Origin of the sequence: Aquimonas voraii (genome assembly GCF_900101825.1) — a bacterium.
In the GTDB taxonomy this organism is placed as follows: domain Bacteria; phylum Pseudomonadota; class Gammaproteobacteria; order Xanthomonadales; family Xanthomonadaceae; genus Aquimonas; species Aquimonas voraii.
This window is the reverse complement of record NZ_FNAG01000001.1, coordinates 282,744-295,860: the sequence shown is the minus strand read 5'-3', so window position 1 is coordinate 295,860 and position 13,117 is coordinate 282,744. Positions and strand designations below refer to the sequence as shown.

At 69.8% G+C, this 13,117-nt stretch carries 12 protein-coding genes; 1 reads left to right on the top strand and 11 read right to left on the bottom strand.

Features of this window, described 5'->3' with window-relative positions:
* Positions 1–29 precede the first annotated feature (29 nt).
* From BLP83_RS01225 to purE, 8 genes are all read right to left on the bottom strand, one after another.
* Positions 30–3,902 (bottom strand): pilus assembly protein, encoded by a 3,873-nt coding sequence (locus BLP83_RS01225; RefSeq protein WP_091237872.1) that lies wholly within the window; start codon positions 3,900–3,902, stop codon positions 30–32.
* A 20-nt stretch (positions 3,903–3,922) separates the two neighbouring features.
* Positions 3,923–4,417: a pilus assembly PilX family protein gene (locus tag BLP83_RS01220; protein ID WP_091237870.1), complete on the bottom strand. Its 495-nt coding sequence runs from the start codon at positions 4,415–4,417 to the stop codon at positions 3,923–3,925.
* A 3-nt stretch (positions 4,418–4,420) separates the two neighbouring features.
* Complete coding sequence (locus BLP83_RS01215) at positions 4,421–5,611, bottom strand: PilW family protein (protein ID WP_091237868.1); 1,191 nt, start codon at positions 5,609–5,611, stop codon at positions 4,421–4,423.
* A 9-nt stretch (positions 5,612–5,620) separates the two neighbouring features.
* Entirely contained in the window at positions 5,621–6,148 is a 528-nt protein-coding gene (gene pilV, locus BLP83_RS01210) for a type IV pilus modification protein PilV (RefSeq protein WP_176763959.1), read from the bottom strand.
* Positions 6,149–6,156: 8 nt separating this feature from the next.
* Complete coding sequence (locus tag BLP83_RS01205) at positions 6,157–6,684, bottom strand: GspH/FimT family pseudopilin (RefSeq protein ID WP_091239373.1); 528 nt, start codon at positions 6,682–6,684, stop codon at positions 6,157–6,159.
* Positions 6,685–6,878: 194 nt separating this feature from the next.
* Entirely contained in the window at positions 6,879–7,760 is an 882-nt protein-coding gene (locus BLP83_RS01200) for a TlpA disulfide reductase family protein (RefSeq protein ID WP_091237863.1), read from the bottom strand.
* Positions 7,761–8,329: 569 nt separating this feature from the next.
* Positions 8,330–9,493 carry a 5-(carboxyamino)imidazole ribonucleotide synthase gene (locus BLP83_RS01195; protein ID WP_425388952.1) on the bottom strand — a complete coding sequence of 388 codons (1,164 nt, stop codon included), beginning with the start codon at positions 9,491–9,493 and terminating at the stop codon, positions 8,330–8,332.
* On the bottom strand, positions 9,490–10,011 hold the full coding sequence (gene purE / locus BLP83_RS01190) for a 5-(carboxyamino)imidazole ribonucleotide mutase (RefSeq protein ID WP_091237861.1): 522 nt from the start codon (positions 10,009–10,011) through the stop codon (positions 9,490–9,492). The genes BLP83_RS01195 and purE overlap by 4 nt, the downstream gene beginning before the upstream one ends.
* A 154-nt stretch (positions 10,012–10,165) precedes the next feature.
* Here purE and BLP83_RS01185 point away from each other — a divergent pair, with 154 nt between their 5' ends.
* Positions 10,166–10,426, top strand: coding sequence for a Trm112 family protein (locus tag BLP83_RS01185; protein WP_091237858.1), 261 nt, complete (start codon positions 10,166–10,168; stop codon positions 10,424–10,426).
* A 135-nt stretch (positions 10,427–10,561) separates the two neighbouring features.
* Here the strand turns inward: BLP83_RS01185 and hda are convergent, their stop codons facing one another.
* The 3 genes from hda to BLP83_RS01170 are packed head-to-tail and all read right to left on the bottom strand — an operon-like array spanning position 10,562 to position 13,117.
* Positions 10,562–11,257 (bottom strand): DnaA regulatory inactivator Hda, encoded by a 696-nt coding sequence (gene hda / locus BLP83_RS01180; protein ID WP_091237855.1) that lies wholly within the window; start codon positions 11,255–11,257, stop codon positions 10,562–10,564.
* A complete protein-coding gene (locus BLP83_RS01175; RefSeq protein ID WP_091237852.1) occupies positions 11,254–12,561 on the bottom strand; it encodes an AI-2E family transporter in 1,308 nt (435 codons plus the stop codon). Before BLP83_RS01175 ends, hda begins: the two co-directional genes overlap by 4 nt.
* Positions 12,554–13,117: a CDP-alcohol phosphatidyltransferase family protein gene (locus BLP83_RS01170; RefSeq protein WP_218121163.1), complete on the bottom strand. Its 564-nt coding sequence runs from the start codon at positions 13,115–13,117 to the stop codon at positions 12,554–12,556. The genes BLP83_RS01175 and BLP83_RS01170 overlap by 8 nt, the downstream gene beginning before the upstream one ends.

Below are 13,117 nucleotides of genomic sequence, written 5' to 3'. Positions count from 1 at the left end.
GGCCGGGCCCCTGCCCGGCCGCCGCGACTTTACTGCAACTGGCGCCAGGCCTGGCGTCCGCAGTCGATCTGCTTCAGGCGCACGAAGCCGTCGCCCAGAATGATGCCGACATCGTTGCGGCAGCCTGCCGTCGGCGCAGGGTCGATCAGGTTGCCCTCCGGGTCCTCCTGGCGCGGGTTCACCGGGTTGCCTTCGGCCCCCGGACGCACGGCCGCCGGCGGCGACAGCACGGGGTTGCCGCCCGAGACGATGCGCACCGCGGCGCAGTCCTCGCCACAGCCGGGGAAATCCAGCTCGCCGTTGCCGGTGAGCAGGTTGACCACGTAGACCCAGTTGTCGCCGCCGGGGTTGCAGATGTCGCCCACCGGCCGGTAGCTGGTGAACAGCACATTGCCGAGCTGCACGCGCGGGCGACCGATGGCGCGCTCGCCCAGGGTGTTGGGGCCGCCACCGGGGATGCGCAGGTCGATCAGGAAGCCGCGCTGGGTATCCCAGTTGACCGGGTTGTCGGAGATGGTGCGGCCCTGGCCGCCGTTGGCCAGTGCGACCTGGCCCAGCACCTGCGGCTGCAGCTGGCTGCGGGTGGCCGAACTGCCGTCGTTCTTGTCCCAGACGCCGTAGAAGCTCTGCACCTGCGCGGAGGCGTCGGCGAGGTTGTCGCCCACCTCGAAGTACTGGCCGGTGCCGAACAGCACCATCTGGCCCTGGATGTGATGCAGGGCGACGTCGAGCGAGCCGCTGATCGGCTGGCGGTTGCCGCTGGCGTCGGTGGCGACGAACAGCGGGCTGCCGCCGTTGGCGACGGTGATGCTGCCGGAGGCGGAGACATTGAACTTCCACAGGTTGCCCTGCATGTCGCCGCCATAGATGGCGTCGGCCTTGCCGTTGAAATCGGTGTCGACCGGCACGGCCGAGGTCAGGCCATTGGGGGCCGTGGCCGAGCCGCTGCCCACGGCGAGCTGGGTGATGATGGCGCCGGTGGCGGCGTTCAGCACGAACAGGCGCGAGCGGTGGTCGCCGCTGTTGACGCCGTTGCCCGTGACCACCACCCAGTTGCCGCCCTCCAGCAGGGCCGCGCGCGGCGGGTTCAGCACGTGGCCGAGGTTGGTGTTCTGGAACTCCCAGAGGAAGTCGCTGTTCGGGCTGAAGCTGGTGGCGGCATTGGTGACATCCAGCGCCATGATCGACTTGCCGCCGGCGCCGTTGGAGCTGAGCAGGATGGTGCGCCAGGTGCTGCCGATGCGCACGTCGGCCTGCACCGGCGAGCCGTCGACGAAGTAGCGGTGCTGGTAGTTCTTCTTCGGCAGCTCCTTGAGGCTGGTGAGCACCGAGTTGGGGACGATGCTGAAGAGCACGTTGCCGCCGCTGGGGCGCGAGTCGAGCGCGTGCAGCATGCCGTCGTTGGAGCCGACGAACAGCACCGGCACCTTGCCACGTTTGTCGCGCAGGTACTGGCCATAGCTGCCGGAGCCGCTGGAGCCACCGCCCTCGGCCGGGCTCAGGCGGGTGTAGCCGAAACTGGCGGCGACGGTCAGTTCAGGCTGCGAGTTGAGGATGTCGCCCACCTTGTAGCGGCGGCTGCGCAGGGTGCCGCCGTTGCTGGCCTCCAGCGTGCGGTCACCGCGCAGGTAGTTGATCACCTGCTCCACCGTGGCGCCGCCGTAGGCACTGAGATCGGCGGCCGTGATGCCCAGCCGCGACTGCGCTGTGGCGGCGCCGCCCAGGCCGGACTGGGTAAAGGGCTGCAGGCTGCCATCGACGTTGACGTAGATGGTGCGGCTGGCCGGGTTCACCGACTCAAGCTCTTCGGCCATGCTCCACTCGGGCGGCGTCACCAGGGTGCCGCCATCGTTCAAGCGATAGGCCTTCAGGTCGCCGGTCCAGTCGTCGGAGTAGAACTCGGGCACGTAGACCAGGAAGCCGTCGCCGGTGCGCGAACCCGAGGCCGCCACGCCGCCGGCCGGGCGGGCGCGGCTGGTGACGTCCAGCAGCACGTCGCGCATGGCCTGGGTGATCTGCTCGGGCGTGGTGGCGTTGATGAAGCGACCGCGGGTGTTGATGGCGGCGTGCCAGATATCGTCGACGGCGGTCGGGTTGTCGTTCTGGCGCGAGGGCCAGGCCGGCGGGTTGGTATAGCCCTCGGTCCAGTCGTTCGGCGGCAGCGCATGGGTGATGCCGTAGGCCTCACCGGTGGCGCCCAGGGTGACGCCGAAGAAGTTCATGTGCGGGAAGGTCTTGCAGTCCACCCAGGGCTCGGCGGTACCGGCCGCACAGGCGGCGGGCACCTGGATGCCGGACTGGTTGACGATGTTGGTGGGCTGCAGGCTGTTCTCGTAATAGAACGAGGCGATGTCGGCCAAGGTATCGGAGTGGGTGTCCGCAAAGGGGAAGCCCAGCGAACCGTCACGGTTACCGACCGTGGGGCCATCCTGGTTGGAGTAGCCGTCGGTGAACAGCATGCCGCCGTTGACCTGGCAGGCGCCGCCGTTGGCCTCATTCAAGATGGGCTGGGGCGGGTTGACCGCGTCCTTGGCCGCCGGCGCGCGGCGGAACTGGTTGCCCAGGTGCTGCACGGCCTGGCGGTTCGGCGTGCTGCCGTTGGCCGGCAAGGTGAGCAGCGAATTGTCGTAGAGGTTGTCACGCGCCGACTGGATCTCCAGATCGTTCATCGTGACGTCGACGCGGTTGTTGATGGTGAAGAAGCCGACACGCAGGAAGCTGATGTCCGCCAGCGCGCGGGTCATACCGGCGATCATGGACCGGTTGCGGTTGCCATAGAAGCTGAACCAGTTGGCGAAATTCTGGATCTGCTGCTGGTAGCCGGCCGCGGTCTGGTAGTTCTCGGGGCGGATCTCGTAGCGGTACATGTTGCAGCCGGCGCCACAGGCATTGGCCGCGAGCACGCGATTGCCTTCGATGAAGCCCTCCGGTGCCGGGGTATCCACCGACAGGTAGTAAGTGGCCGGCAAATACTGCATGCCGATATCGCAGGTGGCGGTCATGGTGTGGGGCGCGGCGAGGCGCACCCAAGTGCGCTGCGACGGCCTGGCCAGTGCCAGTCCGCCACAGGCCGAGTCGGCGTCGCGGAAGTAGGTGGTGCCTGCCGGCAGCACGGTGCCGGTGGGTACGCGGAAGCGCTCGTCGGCCGCCGGAGTGCCAGTGCGCGCACGACGCAGGGAGACGTTGTTGCAGCCTGCCGTGAGCACCACATCACTGGTCAGCAGCTGGAAGGTGCCGCCGGTATTGGGCAGGCCACCGCAGGCGCCGTTGCGTGCGACCCAGACGCCGGCCGGGAACAGGGTTCCAATGCCATAGGTCGCCGCGCCCGAGTCATTGAAGGCGCCGTCCTCGCCCTCGGGGTCGGTGCGGTCGAGATGCGTGGCCGAGACGTTCAGCCGGGGCGTGGCAAATCGGGGGTTCACCCGCGTATCGGTCACCGAGGCCTGCGGGAACTCGCTGCCGTCGCCGTTCTTCCACGGCCGGTATTCGGTGCCCGGGTCGTAGTACGCAGGGTTGATCTGGGGCGAGCGTGCAAAGCCGAACTGGTCGAGGGGCGGGATCGCGTAGCGGTTGGTGCCGATCCGGTGGCCGGGCGTGGGAATCAGGTGATGGAAATTGCAGTTGCCCGTGCGCCGCAGGTTGCCGTCGGAGTCATAAAAGGCGTTTGTATCCGCGGTGTCGTCGTCCCAGCAGGCATAGCCGTCGCGCACCTGCGGGAACAGGGTTTCGAAGGTCATCGAGCCGGAGTCGTCCACCGCCATGATGAAGGCGGGCTTGACCGGCTGCTGCACGTACAGCGGGTACTGGGCGACGTTGAACTGGGCTTGCGCCGGGGCTGAGAGCCCGGCGCACAGGACCAGGGCTGCGGACTGCAGGCCGGGATGGATTCGGAGCTTGGACATGGGAATCTCCCGTGGGCCGATCAGGGCACGTAGACGGACTGGACGACCGCCCAGGAGCGGGCGTCGTCATCGACGCGCGAATCGCTCTCGGACGCGCTCAACAGGAAGTAGGCGCACTGGGCGGCGTCCTGCGCGCCGATCGCCAGCGAGCCGCCGACGCCGGAGCCGCGGCTCTGCTCGCCCTGGCTGAGGTTGATGGCATGCTGGCCGGCGTTGACCGGCGCGGTGTTGGGCTGCACCCAGACCGGCGGCGCGGTTTCATCCACTTCGGGGCACTCGATGGCCACGGCCTGGGCGCGCAGTTCGCGCTCGGCGACACGCAGGCGCTCTTCCGCGCCTTCAAAGGCGCGCACATCGGCCCAATAGGCCTGCACCATCTTCTCCTGCAGGCTGGTGACCTGCGAGGCCGAGATGGCCAGCAGTGTCATCAGGATCAGGATCATCATCGAGACGAACAGGGCAGCGCCACGCTGGCGGTGCAGGGTCTGTGCTCGGGGCGGACGGAGGGCGGGCATGGCTCAGTTCCTCACGCGGTTGCGCATGGTGATGACGGTTTCGTAGGTCTGACGGACGCGGCCGTCGCGCGCTTCGGCAATGATGGTGTCGGCCACGCGGAAAGGCGGCGAGGCGTCGTCTCTCGCCGCAGCGGCGATGTTGGGGCTGCGCATGAGCAGGCCGACCCGAACGTTGACCACGCGCTGCCAGGCCAGCTGGGCGGTTGCGTCGAGCGCGCCCACGCCGTTGGCGGTGACGTACTGGTCGAGCACGTCGTCGCGGGTCGGACCGACATCGACGCCGTAGACCAGCTGCATGCTTTCGACGCCTTCGACCAGGGTCTGCGGCGCCGACAGCAGGCCGGCGCGACCGGGGTCGAGGTTGCGCACGCGCAGCGAGGGCTGGCCGCTGGCGTCATCGAGGCCGACGTAGTAGACCGAGTACTCGTAGCGGTAGGCCGCCGTGGCCGGCGAGGCGTAGCCCTCTTCCTCGGTGGCCCAGTTCACCGCGTTGATGCCGCCGGCGCCGACGTTGATGTTGGCGCCGGCGCCCTGGGTCTGGAACAGCGAGACCTGGCGGCAATTGGAGATGGCATAGACCGCGCGGGCCTCGAAGAAGGGCACCTCCAGCGGCGACAGCACCTGCAGGGTGTTGGTGGCGATGTTGACGCGGGTGCTGCGTGCAGCCTCGCCTCCAAGGAAGCGCACCACCAGCACGTCGCTGCCGCGGATGGCGTCACCGGCCAGATCGCCGAGGCTGGCATCAAGCGCGGGCGAAAAGGCGCCGGGGCCCACGCCGGTCGCCGCGCCGGCAGACATGTCGAACGCCTGGCCAGGCGCCGTGCCGTTGTACTCGAAGCCGACCACCGGCATGTCGAGGCGCATGGCGAAGGGCGCGGCCTCAAGGTTGGTGGCGGGGTTGACCGCATGGTTGTACATGCGCGGGCTCAAGCCGCCCCCGCGGATGTAGCCGCGCTCGTTGAGGCAGCCGAGATGGCCGACCATGCGCAGGTCGCGGCGCATGAAGTCGATGGCGAAACGGGCGTTCTCCTGGACGCGGGAGACACCTTCTGCGGTGGCGAAGGCAGCCCGGCTGGCGCCGAAGATCTCGACCAGGCCCAGCAGCAGCACCACGCCAATCGCGAGCGCCACCATGAGTTCGATCAGGGAGACACCGGCCTGGTAGGCGCGGCGTGCGGTTCGGATGGGGGACACGGCGCCTCCTCAGAGCTCGGTGGTCAGCGTGAACAGCGTCTCGCTGTCCGATGTACAGCCGGCCGTCTCGACGGCCTCCTCGCTGCGGTCGTCGAGCCAGCAGACGTCCACGGTCAGCGCGACGCGGCGCGCCGCGCCTGCGACGGGTTGGGCGTCGGCGCGGATGCGGCCGCCGGGCAACACGCGGCAGACGCGGTCGGCGAAGCGGCGCGCGTCGCAGTTCAGGGCATTGGAACCGCTACCGCAGTTGTAGGCGGGCGCCGTCGCGAGGTTGCAGGTGGGCGAGGTGAAGTTGCTGATCGTCACCGAGCCCAGCTTGCTGTTGCTGCCGCGGGCGACATAGCTGCGGGCGATATCGGTGTACTCGTAGGCGAGGTTGGCGGCCTGGGTGCGGTAGCTCGCGCTCTGCGTATTGCGGAGCGACACGGCCATCAGCGTGCCCATGCCGAGCAGACCGACCGACAGCACCAGCACGGCCACCATCACTTCGATCATGGAGACGCCGCGCTGGCGACGGAGCAGGGAGGACAGGTTCACGCGCATGGTCAGCAGTTCCCCTTGGTGACCGTCACCGAGCCCACCGCGTTGATGGTGAGGGTGCGGATGAATTCCTTGCCGGTGGCGCAGTCGACCGGCCGCAGGGTCATCGTGGCGCCCACGTTCGGCGCCGGATCGATACGGCGGCCGCGGCCATCGAAACGGATGGACGTGACGCCGACGATGGAGTCGTCGTCATTGATCCGGCCGCTGGAACGGATCTCGCCATCGTCCACCACGTTGTTGCGGTTGGCGTCGGCCCAGGCGATCCAGCCGTTCTCGAAGTTGCCGCCGCAACCGTCCTGGGAATCGTTGGCGGCACAGAAGCCACCGCCGGCATTGAGCTCAAGCGCGGCAGTGCGCGCCAAGCTCAGGCCGGCGACAAGCTCGTTGGACTGCGAGGCGAGCCGGTTGCGGACAATCGCATCGTTGAAGCTGGGCAAGGCGATGGCCGCGGTGATCGCGACAATGACCACCACGATCAACAGTTCGACGAGGGTGAAACCCGCCTGGCGGGATGCTGCGAGCGGTGTCATGGGACGCTCCGGTTTTCTTCGAGGCCAACAGTATCGCGGGCTTGCAGCAACTTCTGCACACGGCGGACAGCCGGTAGACCGCCCCCGACCAGCGTTTCCGGGCAGTGGGGGCGTTGCGACGGGGTTCGCAAAGCGGAACGCCGCCGCTGATCGCGGGGCGGTGGCTTCGCCTTGCCATCAGGCCAGTGCGGGGGTCAGCGCGCCGGCGGCAGCAGGGCCTTCAGGCTCGCCTCCGACAGCTCACCGCTGCGCCGGTGCAGCAGACGGCCTTGGGCATCGAGGATGAGGGTGGTCGGGTAGCCGCGCACATCCAGCTGCGCGGGCACCCTGCCCTGCGGATCACGCAGGATCGGCGATAGCGGCACGGTCAGGGTGCGGGTGAAGGCTGCGATCTCGTCCACGCTCTCGCCGATGTTGAGATAGATGAAGTCCACATCCGCTCGCTGCGCCTGCACTCGGGCCAAGGCCGGCATCTCGCGGCGACAGGGCGCGCACCAGCTCGCCCAGAGGTTGATGACCTGGGGGCGGCCCTGCGCGCCAGGCAGGCGCGCCGGGGCGCCGGCCATGTCCAGCACCTCGAAGGTCGGCAGGGGTTCGAGACGGGCATTGACGCTGAGCAGCAGCTGGCCGGCGCACAGGACCAGGGCGCCAACGGCTGCGGGAATCCACAACTGGCGGCGGCGCAGCGCCAGCGAGCGCGCCGCGCCTTCCGTGGCGCCCGCGGCCTGCGCTTCGCCGCCCGCAGCGGTGCGAGATGACTGGCGAAGCACGAATACCGCAACGGCGCCGGCGCCGACCAGCAGGCCGATCCAGGGCGTGTAGCCGCCATCACGAAAGGCCAGCACCGCCCAGGGGCTCTCCGCATACCCCTGCCAGTGCTGGACGATCCAGCCCACGCGTGCGCCGAGCACGCCGATGGCGAGGGCGATGAACAGGCGCGTCTCGGCGCCGGCGCGCGACGATGGCTCGGCGTCGCGCAGCAGGTTCAGCACGCCAAGCGCCGCCGCGGTGGCGACGACCAGAAGCAAGGCTTGGGTGGGCAGCAGGAGCGGGCCGAGGGAGAGAGAGTCGGGCATCGGGGGCGGGGGGGCTTGGGCTGTCTGGCTGTCTGGCTGTCTGGCTGTCTGGCTGTCTGGCTGTCTGGCTGTCTGGCTGAGCTGGCTGACTGCTTCATGGCCCTGGGGGCGCTCAGGTGGATGACCTGCTGCATGGGCCTGCCCTACACCTTAGCGCGCGCCGCCCCTGGCCCTCTCCCTTCATGCGAGCGGGAAACGTGCATCGCGACGGCAGGTGGGAGGCGAACCTTCGCGATGCCGTGCTCGCCCTGCGGAAGCCATAGGACGGGCCCTGGCCCACCACGAGCTCGACCCGGCGCCGCCCCGCCTCAAGCGGGCGAGTCGCTGGAATTGCCGGGACGGCTCAACCCGAAGCCCCTCTCCCCTCGCGGGAGAGGAGCTCGATCAGGCGCGAGCCCTGCTGGTGGGTAGGCGCGGGGCTCGGTCAGAGCTCGACCCGGCACCTCCCCGCCTCACGCTCGCGGGTCGCCGGAACTGCCGGGAAGGTTCAGCCCGGAGCCTCTCTTCCCTCGTGGGAGAGGGGCTCGATCAGCCGCGAGCCCTGCTGCCGGGTGGGCCCTGGACCCGCCCTAGCCCACTGCGCGCAGCGCGTCGATCGCGGGCCGTACCTGCGCCTGCCGCCGCAGCACCTGCCCTGCCCGCTCGAGCGCGTCGGCGAGTTGGGCCGGGCTGTCGGCGCGCAGGGTGGCGTGGCCGACCTTGCGGCCGGGGCGCGCGCTCTTGCCGTAGTCGTGCCAGTGCAGGCCGGGCACGGTGAGTGCGGCGGCACAGTCGGGCAGTTCGCCGATCCAGTTGAGCATGGCGCTATGGCCGCGCGTGGCGGTGTCCCCCAGCGGCAGGCCGAGCACGGCGCGAAGGTGGTTTTCGAACTGGCTGCTGACCGCGCCTTCGATAGTCCAGTGGCCGCTGTTGTGGACGCGCGGCGCCATTTCGTTGGCCAGCAGTTCGCCGCCCCTCTCGAACAACTCCAGCGCGAACACGCCGACGTAATCGAGCGCGTCGGCCAGCGCCCGCGCGTGCGCCACGGCGCGCGCCGCGATGTCGTCCGAGACTTCGGCCGGCGCCAGGCTGAGCGAAAGGATGCCCTCGTGGTGCCAGTTCCGGGTCAGCGGATAGCTGCGGAACTCGCCGTCGCGGCCGCGCACGCCGACCACCGACAGCTCGCTGTCGAAGGGCACGAAGGCTTCGAGGATCAGGCTGGCCTGCGACTGGCCATGGGCGAGCGCGGCCCAGGCGGCCTCGACGTCGGCCGGCTGGCGCAGGCGGTACTGGCCCTTGCCGTCGTAGCCCAGCCGACGCGTCTTGAGGATGCTCGGCAGGCCGATCTGTTCGACCGCTGCACGAAGCTGGTCGAGCGTGTCGACCGCGGCGAAGGCCGGCGTGCCGATGCCGAGCTCGCGGAACAGCGACTTCTCGGCCATGCGGTCCTGGGCCACGCCCAGGGCGCGCGGGTTGGGGAACACCGGCACGCGCCCGGCCAGCCAGGCGGCGCTGTCGGCGGGCACGTTCTCGAAGTCGAAGGTGGCGATGTCGATCTGCGCGGCGAAGCGGCCCAGCGCTTCGAGGTCGCGGTAGTCGGCCTGCATCAACGCGGCGACCTGGCCGCCGCAGGCCTTGGCGTCGGTGTCGAGCATCAGGAACTTCGTGCCGAGCGGCGCGCCGGCCAGGGCCAACATGCGCGCGAGCTGGCCGCCACCGAGCACGCCGACGCGGATCAGGCTGCGCTCGCTCATGCCTGCCTCGGGTCCGGGTGGGCCAGCACGTCGTCGGTCTGCTTGGCGCGGAACGACGCCAGTGCTTGTCGAATGCCCGGGTGATCGGCTGCCAGCAGGCTGGCCGCGAACAGCCCGGCATTGGCGGCGCCGGCGACGCCGATGGCGAAGGTCGCGACCGGGATGCCGGCCGGCATCTGCACGATCGACAGCAGCGAGTCGAGGCCATTGAGCGCCTTCGACTGCACCGGCACGCCGAGCACGGGCACGGCAGTCTTGGCGGCCAGCATGCCCGGCAGATGGGCGGCGCCGCCGGCGCCGGCGATGATCGCGCGCAGGCCGCGGGCTTCGGCCGTTTCGGCGTACTGGAACAGAAGGTCGGGCGTGCGGTGTGCGCTGACCACATGCACTTCGTGCGGCACGCCCAGGGCCTCAAGGCGCTGCACTGCGTGCTGCATGGTGTCCCAGTCGGAACGCGAGCCCATTACCACGCCGACCAGCGGCGCGGACGTGTGGGCGGCGGGCGTGTGCTGCGTCATCGGCTGCGGCCTCCGCATGGCGATAGCGAACCCGGCGCGGGCACCCCGCCCCGCCAGAAGCCGCACAGTGTAGACGGCTGGGCCGATGCGCGCTTTGCAGGGCTTGGCGGCTTGGCCGACAATCGCGGGCTTGTCATCACTCCCGGCGACCCTCATGGCCCTTGATCCGCGCCTGCTTGAAATCCTGTGCTGCCCGCTGACCCGCCAGCCCCTGCAGATGCTGGACGCGCAGCGCCTGGCCTCGCTCAACGCGGCGATCGCGGCCGGCAGCGTGAAGCAGGCCGACGGCCAGGCGCTCAGCCAGCCCTGGAAGGAAGCCCTGGTCACCGCCAACGGCAGCCGCGCCTACCGGATCGACGACGGCATCCCGGTGCTGCTGGCCGATGAGGCGGTGGAGTGGTCGCAGCTGGGATAGAAACGCGGATGCCCTGCCCTGCGCCGGGCCAAGCCAAGGGGCAGGCGGACCTGGGCGAGGTTCTGGTGGAAGCGCCGCGCTTGTCCCCCCTGGGACCGCGAGAGACGCCGCGCTGGCATCGGCATGCCGATCGAGCTAGGCGCCCAGCCCGAGCAGCGTCCGCAGAAACGGCACCGTGATCCGACGCTGGGCCGCGAGGCTTTCGCGGTCCAGGCGATCAAGCAGGCGGGTCAGGGTCTGCAGGTCGCGCGAGTGGCGGCGGAACAGGTAATCGAGCACGGGCTCGTCGAGCTCCAACCCGCGTGCGTGGGCTCGGTGCTTCAGTACGCGACGGCGGGCCTCGTCATCGAGCGCGCCCAGCGAGAAGCGGCTGCACTGCTGCAGGCGCGAGCGCAGATCGGGAAGCACGAGCGGCAGGCCCTGCGGCGAGGCGTCCGCGGCGTAGACCAACTGGCCGCCGCGGTCGTGGGCACGGTTGTGCAGGGCGAACAGCGCGACCTCGCGCTCGCGCTCACCGACCACGGCCTGCAGATCGTCGAGTGCGATCAGACCCGTGCCTTCGACCGCCTGCAGCGCATCCACAGCCCGCTCACCCAGCACGGCCAGCGGCAGGTACTGCACTTCGCGGCCAGCGCGGCGGGCCTCGGCGACGGTGGACAGCAGCAGATGGCTGCGACCGCTGCCTGGCGGGCCGTCGAGAAAGACATGCCCGGAGGCCTCGCCGCGGGCGCAGGCCCGCAGCAGCGCCACGGCCTCGACGCTGCCTTCGAAGTCCTCAAAACCCGCGACCTGCGGCGCGCGCAGGTTGAGCGGGAGCTGGGGCACGCTCACGCCGGCTGTTCTCCGCCGCCGCGCGGGCCGCGGCGGCGACGGCGGCGCTTGCCGCTACCCTCGCGTGGAGTCGTCGAAGCATCCGCGGAATCGTCGGCCGCGTCGGGCTTCGCGGTGGTGACGCGCGGCCCCGGCGCAGCGTTGGCCTTCGCGCCGCGCAGGGGCTGGGCCTCGATGCGGGCATCGGTGTCTTCAGCTCGCCGTGCCGATGCGCGAACTTCGCGTCGGCTCTGGCGGTGCGCTTGGTCGCCGTCGCCCCCATACAGCGAGCTCTCGGTGTAGCGCGCATGCAGCCAGCGCAGCACCACCATCACCACCGCCGCCACCGGCAGCGCCAGCAGCACACCGAGGAAGCCGAACAGCTGGCCGCCGGCCATGATCGCGAAGATGACGGCTACCGGATGCATGCCGATCTTGTCGCCGACCAGCCAGGGCGTGAGCAGGAAGCTCTCGACCATCTGGCCGGCGCCGAACACCGCGCAGACCAGCACGATGTGGAACAGATCGCCGTGCTGCACCAGGGTCGCGATCAGGGCCGCGCCGAGGCCGATGACCATGCCCAGATAGGGCACGAAGCTGACCAGGCCGGCCAGCATGCCGATCAGCAGGGCGAGGTCGACGCCGACCAGCCACAGGCCGATCGAATAGATCGCGCCGAGCGAGAGCATCACGCTGATCTGGCCACGCAGGAAACTGCCGAGCACGGCGTCCGCCTCGCCCGCAAGCTTCACCACGGTCGGCTCGACCGTGCGCGGCAGCAGCTCGCGCACGCGGCCGAGCAGGACATCCCAGTCGCGCAGCAGGTAGAAGCTCACCACCGGGATCAGCGCGAGGTTGGCGAGAAAGCCGAGCACGGCGAGGCTGGACCGCGACAGATGAGTGAACACTTGGCCTGCGGCCTGGCCGGCCTCCTGCCAGTAGTCCTTGGCCAGCGCGACCAGATTCTCGGCCTTGAGGTGGTCGAGGCTGAAGCCGGTCTGCACTTCGATCCACGGCAGAGCCGTGTTCTGCACCCATTCGGCGAACACCGGCAGCTTTTCCCCGAAGGCCGCCATCTGGGTGCGCAGCATCGGGATCAACAGGAGCACGGCTCCCACGGCCACCAGCGTCATCAACAGGAACACGATGCCGACGGCGGTGCCCCGCGAGAGCTTGCGCGCCTCCAGTCGATCGACCAGCGGATCACCCAGATAGGCGAACAGGGCCGCGGCGGCGAAGGGCGTCAGCACCGGCGCCAGCAGGTAAAGCAGGCCGCCGAGCAGGACGGTCAGGGCCAGCAGCTGCCACTTGTGGGTATCAGTCATGCGGAGCTCCAAGCGAGGCGCGGGCGCGGCGGCCGTAGCGCCAGACGTAATCGATGCCGCTGAGCAGGGTGGCCAGGCCAGTCACCGCTGCAAGCTGCGGCAGGACGGAGCCGAAATCGGCGCGTGACCCGACGTGGATCAGGCACGCCAGCAGGAACACCAGCTGCAGGAAAGTCGTGAGCTTGCCCAGCAGGCTGGGCGCGGGCGTGAGGCGCTCGATGCGACGGTGCCAGACGGTAGCGCCGGCGACGATCACCAGATCGCGCAAGGCCACCAGGGCGGCCAGCCAGTCGGGGATGACGTTCTGCCACCACAGGCAGGCGTAGCCAGTGACCACCAGCAGCTTGTCGGCCAGCGGGTCGAGCACGCCGCCCAGCCAGCTCTGCCAGCGGAACATCCGCGCGAGCGCCCCATCGAGCGCGTCGGTGAGTCCCGCGATGGCCGCCACCCACAGCGCCGCTTCGTACTCGCCGCGCAGCAGCAGCACCGCCAGCGGCGGCACCAGCAGCAGGCGCAGGATCGTCAGCGCATTCGGCAGATGGCGCAGGGCCGTCAT